Origin of the sequence: Massilia forsythiae, assembly GCF_012849555.1 — a bacterium.
Classification (GTDB): domain Bacteria; phylum Pseudomonadota; class Gammaproteobacteria; order Burkholderiales; family Burkholderiaceae_D; genus Telluria; species Telluria forsythiae.
The window spans coordinates 5,216,111-5,231,900 of sequence record NZ_CP051685.1; the positions used below are offsets into that span (position 1 = coordinate 5,216,111).

Annotated in this window: 11 protein-coding genes and 1 tRNA gene; 10 read left to right on the forward strand and 2 right to left on the reverse strand. The window is 66.7% G+C overall.

Translation table 11 applies throughout. The annotated features are described in order from the left end of the window. Positions 1–9 precede the first annotated feature (9 nt). The 6 genes from fdxH (at position 10) to HH212_RS21890 (ending at position 6,257) form a co-directional block, all read left to right on the forward strand. Positions 10–933 (forward strand): formate dehydrogenase subunit beta, encoded by a 924-nt coding sequence (fdxH, locus tag HH212_RS21865; protein WP_170204428.1) that lies wholly within the window; start codon positions 10–12, stop codon positions 931–933. Beyond that, entirely contained in the window at positions 920–1,576 is a 657-nt protein-coding gene (locus HH212_RS21870; protein ID WP_170204429.1) for a formate dehydrogenase subunit gamma, read from the forward strand. Before fdxH ends, HH212_RS21870 begins: the two co-directional genes overlap by 14 nt. Positions 1,577–1,659: 83 nt before the next feature. Next, positions 1,660–2,688 carry a formate dehydrogenase accessory protein FdhE gene (gene fdhE, locus HH212_RS21875; RefSeq protein ID WP_170204430.1) on the forward strand — a complete coding sequence of 343 codons (1,029 nt, stop codon included), beginning with the start codon at positions 1,660–1,662 and terminating at the stop codon, positions 2,686–2,688. A 13-nt stretch (positions 2,689–2,701) separates the two neighbouring features. Further along, positions 2,702–4,189, forward strand: coding sequence for an L-seryl-tRNA(Sec) selenium transferase (selA, locus tag HH212_RS21880; protein ID WP_170204431.1), 1,488 nt, complete (start codon positions 2,702–2,704; stop codon positions 4,187–4,189). Continuing rightward, entirely contained in the window at positions 4,186–6,141 is a 1,956-nt protein-coding gene (selB, locus tag HH212_RS21885; RefSeq protein ID WP_170204432.1) for a selenocysteine-specific translation elongation factor, read from the forward strand. Before selA ends, selB begins: the two co-directional genes overlap by 4 nt. Before the next feature lie 23 nt (positions 6,142–6,164). After that, a tRNA-Sec gene (locus HH212_RS21890) sits at positions 6,165–6,257 on the forward strand. Between the two features lie 245 nt (positions 6,258–6,502). Here the strand turns inward: HH212_RS21890 and HH212_RS21895 are convergent. After that, the gene (locus HH212_RS21895; protein WP_170204433.1) at positions 6,503–6,892 is read right to left on the reverse strand and encodes a hypothetical protein; all 390 of its coding nucleotides are present in this window, start codon (positions 6,890–6,892) and stop codon (positions 6,503–6,505) included. A 121-nt stretch (positions 6,893–7,013) separates the two neighbouring features. Continuing rightward, positions 7,014–8,123 (reverse strand): catalase family protein, encoded by a 1,110-nt coding sequence (locus HH212_RS21900; RefSeq protein ID WP_170204434.1) that lies wholly within the window; start codon positions 8,121–8,123, stop codon positions 7,014–7,016. 200 nt (positions 8,124–8,323) lie between these two features. Between HH212_RS21900 and HH212_RS21905 the strand changes: the two genes are divergently transcribed. The 4 genes from HH212_RS21905 (at position 8,324) to HH212_RS21920 (ending at position 15,276) form a co-directional block, all read left to right on the forward strand. Then, positions 8,324–10,633, forward strand: coding sequence for an FdhF/YdeP family oxidoreductase (locus tag HH212_RS21905; protein WP_170204435.1), 2,310 nt, complete (start codon positions 8,324–8,326; stop codon positions 10,631–10,633). Positions 10,634–10,964: 331 nt separating this feature from the next. Continuing rightward, positions 10,965–12,935: a peptidase U32 family protein gene (locus tag HH212_RS21910; protein ID WP_170204436.1), complete on the forward strand. Its 1,971-nt coding sequence runs from the start codon at positions 10,965–10,967 to the stop codon at positions 12,933–12,935. Between the two features lie 86 nt (positions 12,936–13,021). Beyond that, complete coding sequence (locus HH212_RS21915; protein ID WP_170204437.1) at positions 13,022–13,462, forward strand: hypothetical protein; 441 nt, start codon at positions 13,022–13,024, stop codon at positions 13,460–13,462. Positions 13,463–13,938: 476 nt separating this feature from the next. Continuing rightward, a complete protein-coding gene (locus HH212_RS21920) occupies positions 13,939–15,276 on the forward strand; it encodes a sigma-54 dependent transcriptional regulator (RefSeq protein WP_170204438.1) in 1,338 nt (445 codons plus the stop codon). The last annotated feature ends 514 nt before the right edge of the window (positions 15,277–15,790 follow it).

The following is a 15,790-nucleotide window of genomic DNA, read 5'->3' on the forward strand; positions in this document are numbered from 1 at the left end:
AAGACTACTATGGCATTACAATCTTTGGATATCAAACGGGTCTCCGCGACCACGGTGCAGCAGCCGACCGCGCGCAGCCCGGTCACCGGCACCGTCGCCAAGCTGATCGACGTGTCGAAGTGCATCGGCTGCAAGGCCTGCCAGACCGCCTGCATGGAGTGGAACGACCTGCGTGACGAGGTCGGCGTCAACGTCGGGGTGTACGACAACCCGATCGACCTGACGCCGAAGTCGTGGACCGTGATGCGGTTCGCCGAGCACGAGCACAACGACGGCAACCTCGAGTGGCTGATCCGCAAGGACGGCTGCATGCACTGCGAGGAACCGGGCTGCCTGAAGGCCTGTCCGTCGCCGGGCGCGATCGTGCAGTACAACAACGGCATCGTCGACTTCCACCAGGAAAACTGCATCGGCTGCGGCTACTGCGTCACCGGCTGCCCGTTCAACATTCCGCGCATCTCGAAGGAAGACAACCGTGCCTACAAGTGCACGCTGTGTTCCGACCGGGTGGCGGTGGGCCAGGAACCGGCCTGCGTCAAGACCTGTCCGACCGGCGCCATCATGTTCGGCACCAAGGAAGACATGAAGGCGCACGCTTCCGAGCGCGTCGAAGACCTGAAGGAGCGCGGCTTCGAGAACGCCGGCCTGTACGACCCAGCCGGCGTGGGCGGCACCCACGTGATGTACGTGCTGCACCACGCGGACCGTCCGGCGCTGTACAGCGGCCTGGCCAATGCGCCGGCCATCAGCCCGATGGTCGGCCTGTGGAAAGGCGTCACCAAGCCGCTGGCCCTGATGGGCATGGCGGCGGCGGCAGTCGCCGGCTGGTTCCACTACACCCGCGTCGGCCCGAACGAGGTCAGCAAGGAAGAGGAAGCCGAGGCGCTGCACGCGGTGCGTCACGCGAAGGAGGAAGACCATGCTGCACGATAAGGACGGCCACCCGCTGATCAAGCGCTACGACGCCAACGAGCGCAGCAATCACTGGATCACGGCGATCACCTTCGTCCTGCTGGCGCTGTCCGGCCTGGCCATGTTCCATCCGGCCACGGCCTGGCTGGCGCTGCTGTTCGGCGGCGGCCAGTGGACGCGCATCCTGCACCCGTTCTTCGGTGTGGTGATGTTCGTCTCCTTCATGCTGCTGGCCAAGCGCATGTGGAGCCATAACCGCTTCGAGGCGGGCGACAAGCAGTGGCTGCGTCAGATCAACGACGTGCTGGCCAACCGCGAGGAAAAGCTGCCGCGCATCGGCAAGTACAACGCCGGCCAGAAGATCCTGTTCTTCGCGCTGGTGGTGTGCATGATCGCGCTGTTCCTGACCGGCATCGTCATCTGGCGCCAGTGGTTCTCGCACTTCTTCCCGATCGGCCTGATCCGCTTCTCGGCGCTGATGCACGCGTTCTTCGCTTTCGTCATCATCGTGGCGATCATCGTGCACATCTATGCCGGCATCTGGATCAAGGGCGCCATCGGCGCGATGATGCGCGGCACCGTCACCTACGGCTGGGCGCGCAAGCACCACCCGCGCTGGTTCGACGAGCTGATGAGCAAGCGGACCAACCAGGGCCAGGACTGACGCGGTTTCCTGTATTCATTTAGAATGAGCCGGGTCGCCAAAAGCGACCCGGCTTTTTTATTTCCCCTTTTCGAGAGATTCTTTTGGTTCAACGTCTCCTGCAACCCGGCGAGATCGAAGCCCTCGATCACAACGCCATCCCGCGCCTGCTGCTGCCGCAGCCCGCCACCCTGTTCTCCGCGCGCGCCAAGCGGCTGCGCCAGCTGGCCGCCGGCGAGGTGCCCGGCATCCCGGTCGAGGATGCGCTGCGCGGTTACCTGTCCCTGATGGCGCATGTCGCCGACGCCCAGCACGCCGCCGTGGCCGCGCTGGGCCGCGAGGGCGTGGCGCTGCCGGACGACGCCTCGCTGAAACTGGCGCACGACCACAACATGCCGCCGCTGCCCGCCACCGGCGCCCGCCCGGCCGCCTGGCGCACCGTGTTCGCGCGCCTGGTCGAGGCGCTGGCCGCCGCCGGGAATGCGCCGCCCCAGCTGGCCGCCGCCGTCGCGACCCTGCGCGCCATGCCCGAGGCCGAGCTGGAAGGCATCGCCGACGCCATCCTCGGCAACTTCGACGAAGGCGCCGACCCGCTGCGCGCGCCGTTCGTGGCGGCCGCGCTGCAGGCCAGCTGGAGCCTGATGGCGGCCCAGCTGGACGCCGCCTGGGCCCAGCCGCTGATGACCGGTACCCTGTGCCCGGTGTGCGGCTCGCATCCGGTGGCAAGCGTGGTGCGCATCGGCGGCCAGTCGCAGGGGTATCGTTACCTGCACTGCAGCGTGTGCGAATCCGAATGGCACATGGTGCGCGTGAAGTGCTCTTGCTGCGAAGCCAACGGCAAGATCGCCTACCAGGGCCTGGTCGGCCAGGACGCCGATCCGGTCGGCGAGAACATCGCCGCCGCCAAGGAAGGCCGCACCGTCCACAAGGCCAACGACCCGGACAAGGTGGCGCGCGCCGAAACCTGCGACGACTGCGGCACCTACCGCAAGATCTTCAACCAGGAACACGACTACGACGTCGACCCGCTGGCCGACGACCTGGGCAGCATGCTGCTGGACGTACTGGTGTCCGAAGCCGGCTACGCGCGCGCCAGCGGCAACCCGCTGCTGTGGCTGAAGGAAAACGCATGACGAGGGAAACCGCATGAAGGCGGCCGCCGCCAACCTGCGCCTGCCGGCGGTGCACGCGCTGCTCGACGATCCGGCCTGCGCGCCGCTGCTGGCGCAGTACGGGCGCGAGCAGACCGTCGACGCGCTGCGCGCGCTGCTGAACGACGTGCGCGCGCGCCTGCTGGCGGCGGCCGGGCCTGCCGTGGATGCGGCGGCGGACGCGGTCGCGGACGCGGCGCCGCCGGACACCACGGCGGCCGGACTGCTGGCCCTGCTCGGCGAACGCCTGCGCGCCGCCAACGTGTCGCGCCTGCGTCCGGTCTACAACCTGACCGGCACCGTGCTGCACACGAATCTCGGGCGCGCCCTGCTGCCGGACGAGGCGGTCAATGCCGTGGTGGAAGCGCTGCGCTGGCCGATGAACCTGGAATGGGACATCGAGACCGGCACCCGCGGCGACCGCGACAACCTGGTCGAGCAGCAGCTGCGCGAGCTGACCGGCGCGGAAGCCGTCACCATCGTCAACAACAACGCTGCCGCGGTGCTGCTGATGCTCAACGCGCTGGCGTCCGGGGGCGAGGTGATCGTCTCGCGCGGGGAGCTGGTCGAGATCGGCGGCGCCTTCCGCATCCCGGACATCATGGCGCGCGCCGGCGCCACGCTGCGCGAGGTCGGCACCACCAACCGCACCCACTTCAAGGATTACGCCGAGGCCGCGGGTGAAAAAACCGCGCTGATGATGAAGGTCCACACCAGCAACTACGCGATCACCGGCTTCACCAAGGAAGTCACGACCGCCGAGCTGGCGCCGCTGGGGCGCGAGCGCGGCATCCCGGTCGCGGTAGACCTGGGCAGCGGCACGCTGGTCGACCTGGAACGCTGGGGCTTGCCGCACGAGACCACGGTGCGCGAAACCATCGCCGCCGGCGCCGACCTGGTCACCTTCAGCGGCGACAAGCTGCTGGGCGGACCGCAGTGCGGCATCATCGCCGGGCGCGCCGACCTGATCGCGAAAATCAAGAAGAATCCGCTCAAGCGCGCGCTGCGCGTCTCGAAGCTGACGCTGGCGGCGCTGGAGCCGGTACTGAATTTGTACCGCGCGCCCGACCTGCTGGCCGAACGTCTCACCACGCTGCGTTTGCTGACCCGGCCGGCCGCGTCGATGCAGGCACTGGCGGATTCGCTGGCCGAACCGCTGCAGGCGGCGCTCGGCGCTTCCTATGCGGTGACGGTGGCGCCGATGCTGAGCCAGATCGGCAGCGGCGCCCTGCCGGTGGCGAGTCTGCCGAGCTTCGGGCTGGCCATCCGCGCCGCCGGCGCCAAGGCTTCCGGCAATAAAGGCAGTAATCCGCTGGGCGCGCTGGAACGGCGCCTGCGCGCGCTGCCGTGCCCGGTGATCGGACGCATCGCCGACGATACCCTGTGGCTCGACCTGCGCTGCCTGGAACAGGACCGGCGCGACGAATTCGCGGCCCAGCTCGCGCAGCTAGCCCCGCAATTGCAGGAGCGCCCTGCAGCATGATCGTCGGCACCGCAGGACACATCGACCACGGCAAGACCACGCTCACGCGCGCGCTGACCGGGGTCGACACCGACCGCCTCAAGGAAGAAAAGGCGCGCGGCATCTCGATCGAGCTCGGCTACGCCTACCTGCCATTGCCGGATGGCGGCACGCTCGGCGTGATCGACGTGCCGGGGCACGAGAAATTCATCCGCACGATGGCCTCCGGCGTCACCGGCATCGACGTCGCGCTGCTGGTGGTGGCGGCCGACGACGGCGTCATGCCGCAGACGCGCGAGCACCTGGCCATCCTGGAACTGCTGGGGGTGCGGCGCGGCGTGGTGGCGCTGACCAAGCTTGATCGCGTCGACGCCGCGCGCGTGCAGCAGGTGCGCCACGAGGTCGAGGCGCTGCTGGCGGCCACGCCGCTGGGCGGCGCGCCGGCGTTCGCCACCGCCGCCACCGTCCCGGGCGACCCGGGAACCCAGGCGCTGCTGGCGCACCTGGCCGGATTGGCGGCGGCGCTGCCGGCGCGCGCCGAAGCGCGCCTGTTCCGCCTCGGCGTCGACCGCGTGTTCACCTTGTCCGGCCAGGGCACGGTGGTCACCGGCACCGCGCTGGCCGGCAGCGTCGCGGTCGGCGACACGCTGGTCGTGATGCCGGGCGAACGGCCGGTGCGGGTGCGCGCCATCCACGCCCAGAACCGCGCCGGCGAGCGCGGCCACGCCGGCCAGCGCCTGGCGCTGAACCTGGCCGGCGCGGCGCGCGAGGACATCGAGCGCGGCAACTGGCTGGTGGCGCCGCCGATGGCGACCGCTTCCACCCGCTTCGATGCGCATGTATCGCTGCTGGCGGACAGCATGCCCTTGAAGGCGTGGACGCCGCTGCACGTGCACCTGGGCGCGGCCCACCACACCGCCCACGTGGTGCCGCTCGACGGCGACCAGCTGCAGCCCGGCCACGCCGGCCGCGCGCAGCTGGTGTTCGAGACGGCGCTGCACACGGTGCCGGGCGACCGCTTCGTGATCCGCAACGCGCAGGCCACCCAGACCCTGGGCGGCGGGGTGGTGCTCGATCCGTTCGGCGCCGCGCGCAAGCGCAGGAGCCCGGCGCGCCTGGCCTGGCTGGATGCGCTGGCCGGATTCGTCGAAGGCAAAGCGGCTGCGGGCGACGCCGCGGACACGCGCCGTGCCGGGCCGGCGGCATTGGTCGCGGCCAGCCCGGCCGGCATCGCCGCTTCCGACCTGGTGCGCCTGGTGCAATTGCCGGCCGACGCGCTGGGCCTGCCCGCGGACACGCTGCGCCTGCCCCTGGCCGGCGGCGACACCCTGCTGATCGCGCCCGCCATGCTGGCGCCGCTCGAGCGGCGCGTGCTGGACGCGCTGGCCGAGTTCCACGCGCGCCAGCCGGACGAAGCAGGCCCGGAACTGTGGCGCCTGAAGCGCATCGTCGCCCCCGACGCCCTGGACACGCTGTGGAGCGGCCTCACCGCGCGCATGCTGGACGACGGCACCATCCGCAAGACCGGCCATCACCTGCACCTGCCCGGCCACAGCATCGCCTTGAGCGACGCCGACCGGGCCGCCGCCGTGAAACTGCTGGCGGCGCTGCAGGCGGGACGTTTCGATCCGCCCTGGGTGCGCGACCTGGCGCGCACATTCGCCATGCCGGAAGACGCGGTGCGCCAGTTGCTGCGCAAGCTGGCGCGCGCCGGCCAGTTGAACCAGGTGGTGCCCGACCTGTTCTACCACCCGCTCCCGCTGGCCAAACTGGCGCGCATCGTCGCCGGGCTGCCGGATGGCCAGGCCGCGAGTTTCCGTGACGCGACCGGATTGGGACGCAAGCGCGCGATCCAGATTCTGGAGTTTTTCGACCGCGTCGGCTATACTCGCCGCGTCCGCAACAGCCACCTGCTGCGGCCGCATGCCAGCTGGCCGGAACCGTCCGCGCCCGCATCGGCGCCCGCAAGCTGAGGTCCCCCGCGGGATCGCGTAAAGGAAGGCATTCTCATCCGGTGATGGGGCCGGGCTTCAAACCCGGTGGGGGGCGTCAGCCGCTCTCCTGTAAGTTCGACTCTTTCTGCCTTCCGCCCTGCTCTTGCGCCTCCTTGGCTTCCCGTTCAGATGCAGGGCCAGCTTCCCGCCCTTCTTCTTGTTGACGGGTTGTTTTACAATTTGCTGTATGTCGGTTAGTTGCACTATATTCCCAAATAATAAGCCGATCATCATTGCTTCCACGGGCATGGCCCGTTCGATGATCGGCTCGTGACGATCACACACCGCCCGACCGGTCCACCGCATGCGGCGTATCCTTCAGGACCGGTCGGTTCGTACCTTACTTCTTGGCCGGGCTGGTGTCGAACGCGTGTACCGCAGCCTCGTTGGGAACCGTTTCCGAAGGATCGCGCTGCATGGTCTCCTTGGCCGTATTGCCGGCATGTCCCTTCGAAATGTCCGGATCGACCTTGATCTTGGCGCGCGTGCCTTTGCTGCTCTTGGCCTTGCCCTTGTTGGCCTGCGCATCCTTCGTGCCCTTGGCGCCCTTCCCGCTATTGCTCTCGGCAGTGGAATGGGCACCCGGCGTCGCTTCCACCACGGCCGCGCTGGCGGCCTTCTCGTTGGGCGGATTGGTCGTGTTGGCAACCGAATGGCTCTGGGCAAAGGCCGGCGCCGCGCCGAAGGCGATTGCGGCGATGGCGGCACTGGAAATCAATTTTTTCAACATGCTTGCTCCTTGGGATCTGTCTGGTGATTCATGTTGCCCCCGCACGCCACGCGGCGGGGGCGGTTTTACAAAGCGATACGTCTGTCACGTCTTCCTATCGGCCGGCACGGGCCGGCCGTCCTCAACCGTTGCGCAGGAAGTCGACGTCGGTCGGTTCCGTGACCGCCACGCCGTTGCGCTCGGCGCGGAAACGCTGCGACATCTCGTACACCGTCTTGCGCACGCGCATGATCGAACCGAGCGGGCGATGCGCCGCCAGCGCGTGCCACGGGCTGAATTGCATGCCCTGGTCGATGCGCCTGGCGCGCTCGTCGCTGTAGGCTGGCTGCGGCTCGGCGCGCAGGCGCGCCACCGTCACGTACGGGCTCTCTTCTTCCTTCCACTCGACCGAGGCATCCTCGATCGGCATCTTGTCGATGTCGGTGCACAGCTGCACGCGCAGTTCCCATTCTCCGCCCTGGGCGGCGAAATAATCGACCACGGCGTCGCGCAGGCCGTCCGGCTTGTCCTTCAGGTCGACCGGGGCGTCGGTGAGCGCGGTCAGCGACGGGGCCACCGGCGCCAGCGATACCTTGGCCATGTATTGGCCGAACAGGATCGGCACCTGGGTAAAGTAGGTTTCGCCGAGCGGGTTGGTTTCCGGATGGCCGCCCATCGACTTCAGCGTGACGCTTTCGCCGCCGACCGCTTCCAGCGCCTTTTCCGCGCCGCGCAGCACGGCCGAGAAGGCGCGCTTGACATTGGGCGCCTTGTCGGTGGTGGCGGCCAGCAGTTTCAGGTTGCCGAGGAATTTCTTGGCGGTGGCGGAATTGAAGACCGGGCCGTTGACCATCACGAAGTCCTGCGTGGTATCGCCCTCGCTGCCCTCGACGCGCGCACCCGGCACGCCGACCACCTTGAGCGACATGCCGCGCGGGGTCGAGACGTCGTCGCTGAGGATGTCGCCCGGCGTGGTCGACAGGCGCATCACCACCGGATAGCTGCCCGGCTGGGCGAACAGGCCCTGGGCGTAGACCGGGGGCAGGTTGTCCAGCACGGTCAGCTGGCCCAGCAGCAGGCCGTGCGACTTGGCGTGCACGCTGCGGATCGCCGTGCCGGAATCCTCGAAGGTCTTGACCGAGATGCCGCGCATCGTGTCCTTCAGGTCGAAGGTGGTTTCGGTCTCGTCGTCCTCCGGGACCTCGAACGACGGCTGGTACGGAATCGGGTCGATGCTGGTGGGGGCATTCATGGTCGTTATTCCTCCTTTTGAATGAATAACAACATCTTCATGCGCCCGACGGCGCCCGGTCTGTGCAGCGGCGCACGCAAATTCGACAAATCCCGGTGGAACCGAACCGCATCGATGAGTGCCAGCAGGTCATGGATTGCGTGCGCCGCCAATGCGCCAAGCTGCGGTAAGGTGCTGCAACCACTTTGCGAGAACTGACGATGAGCACATCAAGCGATACCAACGAACCCAAGATTCCTTCCGGCGGCTGGGGTTCGATGAAGGAAGTCACCAAGATCCTGTTGAAGGAACGCGTGCCGCTGAATACGCCCGCGATCCTGCTCAAGCAGAACAAGACCGACGGCTTTGCCTGCGTCAGCTGCTCGTGGGCCAAGCCGGCCAATCCGCACCCGGCCGAGTTCTGCGAGAACGGCGCCAAGGCGACGGCCTGGGAAATCACCAACAAGCGCGTCGACGCCGACTTCTTCGCGCGCCACACACTGCGCCGGCTGGAAAGCTGGAGCGATCACGAGCTCGAAGCCGCCGGCCGCCTGACGGTGCCGCTGCGCTGGGACGGCGCGCTCGACCGCTACGTCGAAATTTCCTGGGACACCGCGTTCGCCGAGATCGGCGCCCAACTGCGCGCGCTGGACCCGAAGAAGGTCGTGTTCTACAGTTCCGGGCGCGCCGCGCTGGAAACCTCGTACATGTACAGCCTGCTGGCGCGCATGTACGGCAACAACAACCTGCCGGACAGCTCCAACATGTGCCACGAGAGCACCTCGGTGGCGCTGCCCAAGACCATCGGCGTGCCGATCGGCACGGTGGTGCTGGACGACTTCGAGAAGACCGACTGCATCTTCTTTTTCGGCCAGAACGTCGGCGTGAACAGCCCGCGCATGCTGCACCAGTTGCAGGAAGCCAGGAAGCGCGGCGTGCCGATCGTCACCTTCAACCCGCTGCGCGAGCGCGGCCTGGTCAGCTTCGTCAATCCGCAATCGCCGGTCGAGATGCTGACCGGCCACGAGACCTGCATCAGCACCCAGTACCACCAGGTCAAGGCCGGCGGCGACATGGCCGCCATCATGGGCATGTGCAAGGTCATCGTCGAGGCCGACGATGCCGCACGAGGCGCGGGCGGCGAACGCGTGATCGACCATGCCTTCGTCGCCGAGCACTGCCATGGCTTCGACGATTTCGCCGCCAGCGTGCGGGCTACGGCGTGGAGCGAGATCGAGCGCGAGAGCGGCCTGCCGCGCAGCGCCATCGAGGAAGCCGCGCACGAATACATGCGCGCCAAGGCGGTGCTGGGCATCTACGGCATGGGCCTGACCCAGCACCGCAACGGGGTGGAGAACGTGCAGATGCTGGTCAATTTGCTGCTGCTGCGCGGGAATATCGGCAAGCCGGGCGCCGGCATCTGCCCGGTGCGCGGCCACTCCAACGTGCAGGGCCAGCGCACGGTCGGCATCACCGAAAAGCCGGAACTGGCGCCGCTGGACAAGCTGGCCGAGCAGTACGGCTTCACCCCGCCGCGCGACAAGGGCATGAACACGGTCGAGATGTGCGAAGGCATCCGCGACGGCAAGGTCAGCGCCGTCGTCAGCCTGGGCGGCAACCTGGTGCGCGCCGTGCCCGACCACGGCGTGCTGGAAGCCGGCTGGCGCGCGCTGCCGCTGACGGTGCAGATCTCTACCAAGCTCAACCGCAGTCACCTGGTGCACGGCAAGGTCGCCTACCTGCTGCCTTGCCTGGGCCGCATCGAGATCGACCGCCAGGGCGGCGTCGAGCAGGCGGTGTCGATGGAAGACTCGACCGGCTGCATGCACGGTTCGCGCGGCCAGGCCGAACCGGCTGCCGCCACGCTGCTGTCGGAACCGGCGATCGTGGCCGGCATCGCCAAGGCGACGCTGGCGCCGAACCCAAAGCTCGACTGGGACGCCTGGGTGATGGATTACCGCAAGATCCGCGACGCCATCGCCGTCACCTACCCCGAAATCTTCCACGAATTCAACCAGCGCATGTGGACGCCGGGCGGTTTCCGCAAGCCGGTGGCGGCGGCGCAGCGCAAGTGGAACACGCCCACCGGCAAGGCCAACTTCACCGTGACGGACGGCCTGGTGGCGGACCCGGACATGCCCGGCGGCCCCGGCATCCTGCGCCTGTTCACCATGCGCAGCGACGGCCAGTTCAATACCACGGTGTACACCGAGGAAGACCGCTTCCGCGGCGTCAAGACCCGCAACGTGCTGTTCATGGCGCGCGAGGACATGGATGCGCAGGGCCTGGCCGACGGCGACATCGTGCGCGCCAGCGCGGTGGCCAGGGATGGCGTCGAGCGCAAGGTCGACGGCCTGCAAGTGGTCGAATACCCGATCCCGCAGGGCTGCGTGGCCGGCTACTACCCGGAATGCAACCCGCTGATACCGCTGTCGCACTACGCCAAGGAAAGCTATGTGCCGGCGGCGAAGTCGATCGATATCCGGCTGGTGCGCAGTAGGCAGGATGCGGCGGTGAGCGCTGCGCATTGAGCGGTCGAATTTTCGTGATGCATCGCGAAAAGTATCTTCCATGCGCTACCCCGTCGTCCCCGCGTAGGCGCACTACTGTCCAAGATAGTATTGCTGGCCTAAAAACCGTCGTCCCCGCGAAGGCGGGGACCCATACTGAGTGTCAAAAGTTGGTATTTTTGAAGCATTCTGATTGCTTCCGGCTACCAAATTTTCTTGCTCGGTATGGGTCCCCGCCTGCGCGGGGACGACGCGTCGGGTGACGCTGCCACTGCAGGCGTTATCACTCCACCAATGACATAAACCCTTGATATGGCTATAATTTCGGCCTTCGCCTGCCAGGAATCCCGCCATGTCCCTCCTCCCCCACCAGCTCGAACTGCTGTCCCCCGCGAAAACCGCCGAGATCGGGCGCGAAGCCATCCTGCACGGGGCGGATGCGGTGTACATCGGCGGGCCGGCCTTCGGCGCGCGCCATAACGCCAGCAACACGCTGGAAGACATCGCGGCACTGGTGGAATTCGCGCACCGCTATCGCTCGCGCATCTTCATCACCATGAACACGATCCTGCACGACGCCGAGCTGGAAACGGCGCGCAGGCAGATCTGGCAGCTGTACGAGGCCGGCGTGGACGCGCTCATCATCCAGGACATGGGCCTGCTGGAAATGGACCTGCCGCCGATCCAGCTGCACGCCAGTACCCAGTGCGACATCCGCACCGTGGAAAAGGCGAAGTTCCTGGGCCAGGTCGGCTTTTCGCAGCTGGTGCTGGCGCGCGAGCTGACCATCGAGCAGATCCGCGCCATCCGCGCCGAGGTCGACACGCCGCTGGAGTACTTCATCCACGGCGCGCTGTGCGTGGCCTATTCCGGCCAGTGCTACATCTCGCACGCGGATACCGGCCGCAGCGCCAACCGCGGCGACTGCTCGCAGGCCTGCCGCCTGCCGTACACGCTGTCCGATGGGCAGGGCCGCGTGGTGGCCTACGAAAAGCACCTGCTGTCGATGAAGGACAACGACCAGAGCCGCAACCTGGAAGCGCTGGTCGACGCCGGCATCCGCTCGTTCAAGATCGAAGGGCGCTACAAGGACATGGGCTACGTGAAGAACATCACCGCCCACTACCGCCTGCTGCTGGACGCCATCCTGGAGCGCCGTCCGGAACTGGCGCGCGCCGCCAGCGGCAGCACGCGCATCCTGTTCACGCCCGACGTCGACAAGAACTTCCACCGCGGCCACACCGATTATTTCGCCCAGGGCCGCCAGCAGACCATCGGCGCCTTCGATTCGCCCAAGTACGTGGGCGTGGAACTGGGTAGCGTGACGCGCATCGGCGGCGACAACTTCGACCTCGTGACCAGTGAACCGATGGCCAACGGCGATGGCCTGAACTACATGCACAAGCGCGAGACGGTCGGCATCCAGGCCAATACCGTGCAAAAGCTGGGCGAGGACGCCGACGGCCAGGTCTGGCGCGTGTTCCCGAACGAGCCGGTGTCGAGCCTGCCTGGCCTGAAGGTCGGCGCCGTCATCCACCGCAACCGCGACCACCAGTGGGAAGCCACGCTCAACAAGAAATCGTCCGAGCGCAAGGTGCGCCTTGAGCTGCTGCTGTCGGAAATCGACGGCGGCCTGCGCCTGGCGCTGCGCGACGAGGACGGCATCGAGAGCCACGCCGACGCCGCCATGGCGCTGCAGCCGGCGCGCGATGGCGCCCAGGCCGAGGGCGCGCTGCGCGCCAGCCTGGGCAAGCTGGGCAACACCATGTTCGAGGCCGGCGCCGTGACGCTCGCCCTGTCCCAACCGTGGTTCGTGGCCGCCAGCGCCATCAATGCGCTGCGCCGCGACGCCATCGCCGCGCACGAGGCGGCGCGCCTGGCCGCCTGGGACCGTCCGCAGCGCGCCGTACCGGCACAGCCGGCGCCGCGCTATCCGGACATGCAGCTCAGCTACCTGGCCAACGTCTACAACGACAAGGCGCGCGCGTTCTACAACAGGCACGGCGTGCAGCTGATCGACGCCGCCTACGAGTCGCACGAGGAAGCCGGCGAGGTCTCGCTGATGATCACCAAGCACTGCCTGCGCTTTTCCTTCAACCTGTGCCCGAAGCAGGCCAAGGGCGTGCAGGGTGTGCAGGGCCAGGTGCGCGCCGAGCCGATGACGCTGGTCAGCGGCGACGAGCGCTACACGCTGAAGTTCGATTGCAAGCCGTGCGAGATGCACGTGATCGGCGCCATGAAGCCGGGCATCCTGCAGTCGGCGCCGCCGTCGGCGATTCCGTACAGCCCGCTGGTATTCCACCGCCAGCGTCCGCGCGCCTGATCCCCGGCGCACCTGCCGGCCCCCGCAGCCGGCAGCTATAATCTTTCTCAGCTGAAAACCCCATGACCTTGGAGCGACACTGCCTGATGAAGATTGCCATTTTCCCCTTCGGCCTGCTGTTGTGCCTATCCGGCGCCGCCGCGCATGCCGACGATGCCGCCATGCTGGCTTGCCGCGCCCTGCCCGCTGGCGCCGCGCGCCTGGCCTGCTACGATGCGATTCCGCTGGACGCACGCGCCGGCGCGGCGGCGCCCGCCACTGCAGAGCAAGCCTTCGGCATGGAAGCGAAACGCGCCGTACCGCCGACATCGATCGACAGCACCATCGACGGTAACTTCGCCGGCTGGGGGCCGAACACGCAATTCAGGCTGGCCAACGGCCAGGTCTGGCGCGTGTCCGACGGCAGCTCGGCCGACCTGCCGGCCGCCGCCAATCCGAAAGTCAGGATCGTGCGCAACCTGTTCGGCACGATGTTCCTGGAAATCGACGGCACCAACAATTCCCCCAAGGTCCGCCGCATCCAGTGATATCGGGATGGCCGGGATCCAGCCGTCGCAGCACCCGGCCTGCAGCGCTTCCCTCACGCCGGCATCCATGCCCGGTCGCTAGGCCGGCGCACATATCGCCGCATTCAAAGATGTAATTCTCGGTTATTTTTCTGTAACTATCCCGGTGCACCGCGTGTCCCGTTGTGTCCAGCGATCGTTACACAATTTCTTTAAATAAATTTTTATATCAAATTTGCCAAAGTTCGGAGCACTTTGACGTCAGCTACAGTTTTCGTCTATGAATATATAGAAATCAATCGATTCTATTGTCCGCCACAATGCCCCAAAACAATGCATAATGTTAATTAAAGTTTAACTGACATAAACAAATTGCCACGTAGATATAAAAAGTAGCAATTTTTGACCACCGGTTACGCTTCGAGACACGATATGTACAGCCTGGCGCCCCCAATCCCCGTCGCAACCAGGCTGCCGATTTGCTTCATGGAGGATGGATGACCCGAAAACGCCTGCTGTGCATTGCACCTGATGAATTGAATGCCACCGCCCTGCTGGCGGATGCAATGCATGACTGGGAGATCCGCAGTGTGTCGAGCCTGGCCGATGCCGGGCGCGAACTGCGCGACAACCACCGTTACGTGGTCGGCCTGCTGATGCACGACCGCGAACTGCAACGCCCCGGCGAGATCGACGCCTTCCTGCGCCGTCACAGCCAGATGCAATGGGTCGGCGCCTTCAGGTCGCGCGACCTCGACAATGCCGCCTGCCGCGACCTGGTGGTGGAACACCTGTGCGACTACCACACCTTTCCGGTCGATCCGGTGCGGATGGCTCACACCCTCGGCCATGCGCACGGCTGGGCCATGCTGCGCCGCCGTCCGCAAGCCGGCCTGGCGGCGCCCGACGGCGCATCGCCGCTGGTGGGCAACTGCGACGCCATCGTGCGCCTGCGCGCCCAGATCGACCGCGTCGCCAAGGTGGCGGCGCCGGTATTGATCTGGGGCGAGAGCGGCAGCGGCAAGGAACTCACCGCACAGGCGGTGCACGCCCAATCGGACCGCGCCGACGGTCCCTTCGTGCCGATCAACTGCGGCGCCATCTCGCCCAGCCTGATCCATTCGGAACTGTTCGGCTACGAGCGCGGCGCCTTTACCGGCGCCACCAAGGGCAAGGCCGGCCTGATCGAATCGGCCAACGGCGGCACGCTGTTCCTGGACGAGATCGGCGACCTGCCCAAGGACATGCAGGTGAACCTGCTGCGCTTCCTGCAGGAGCAGACCATTTCGCGCGTGGGCAGCACGCGCAGCATCCGGGTCGACGTGCGCGTGGTGGCGGCGTCGCACGTGCAGCTGCAGAAGGCGGTCGCCAGCGGCGCCTTCCGCGAGGACTTGTACTACCGCCTGGCGGTGCTGCCGGTCACCGTGCCGCCGCTGCGCGAACGGCGCGACGACCTGCCGCTGCTGGCCGAGCACTTCTTCAAGTTGTACGGCGACGAAAAGTCGCCGCGCCTGAAGGGATTTTCCAACCGTGCGATCGAGGCCATCCTGGAGCACGACTGGCCGGGCAACGTGCGCGAGCTGATCAACCGCGTGCGGCGCGCGCTGGTGATGTCGGACAACCGCCTGATCATGCCGGAAGACCTGGGGCTGGGAGGCGGCCACGCGCAGGCCGCCCCGGCGGCGCTGGACGATGCGCGCATGCGTACCGAACGCAGCGCCCTGCGCGAATGCCTCGACCGCAGCGGCCAGAACGTCAGCCGCGCCGCGCGCGACCTGGGCGTGTCGCGCACCACCATGTACCGCCTGCTCAGCAAGCACGGCATGCGTACCTGATCCGGCCATGCCGCGTCCCGCCCCTTGCGGACGGGACGCACCGGCGCCGCTGCCGCGCCTTCCGCAGCCTCTTGCTTCCCTGCGCGTTTCCTTCCTTCGTACCGTCTGCCGGCGCCATGCCGCAGGCAGGTCCTGACGTCTTCGGCCGCCATCCCCTTGTCTATGGATGTGATCGATAACGTCGGTCACGGCGCGGCTCGCCCGATCGCGTGAGCACGTTAAAAAATTCTTCAAAGAATTAAATATTCGACAACAAACTTGTTTTTGAAACACTCTGGTACAGACCTGTCCACCTTGAATGTGTGTTACCTAACCCAGTGATACACAGGTGTAACGCAAGTGGCACACTTCTTCGTGAAATTCTCCAGATTTTGCCAGAAATTTTCTGATACCGACGTAGGACAGCCCCGACAACCTGAATCAAAACAATGAGTTAGGGAACTCTACAGTAAAGCTGGCACTGAACATGCAATAGAGATACCGTCGGCGCAACAGCCGATCCATCACTAACCAA

Coding starts and splice junctions, on each gene's coding strand:
- HH212_RS21920 (WP_170204438.1), top strand. CDS start 13,939: ATGACCCGAAAACGCCTGCTGTGCATTGCACCTGATGAATTGAATGCC.
- HH212_RS21910 (WP_170204436.1), top strand. CDS start 10,965: ATGTCCCTCCTCCCCCACCAGCTCGAACTGCTGTCCCCCGCGAAAACC.
- HH212_RS21870 (WP_170204429.1), top strand. CDS start 920: ATGCTGCACGATAAGGACGGCCACCCGCTGATCAAGCGCTACGACGCC.
- HH212_RS21895 (WP_170204433.1), bottom strand. CDS start 6,892: ATGTTGAAAAAATTGATTTCCAGTGCCGCCATCGCCGCAATCGCCTTC.
- selB (WP_170204432.1), top strand. CDS start 4,186: ATGATCGTCGGCACCGCAGGACACATCGACCACGGCAAGACCACGCTC.
- selA (WP_170204431.1), top strand. CDS start 2,702: ATGAAGGCGGCCGCCGCCAACCTGCGCCTGCCGGCGGTGCACGCGCTG.
- HH212_RS21915 (WP_170204437.1), top strand. CDS start 13,022: ATGAAGATTGCCATTTTCCCCTTCGGCCTGCTGTTGTGCCTATCCGGC.
- HH212_RS21905 (WP_170204435.1), top strand. CDS start 8,324: ATGAGCACATCAAGCGATACCAACGAACCCAAGATTCCTTCCGGCGGC.
- fdxH (WP_170204428.1), top strand. CDS start 10: ATGGCATTACAATCTTTGGATATCAAACGGGTCTCCGCGACCACGGTG.
- HH212_RS21900 (WP_170204434.1), bottom strand. CDS start 8,123: ATGAATGCCCCCACCAGCATCGACCCGATTCCGTACCAGCCGTCGTTC.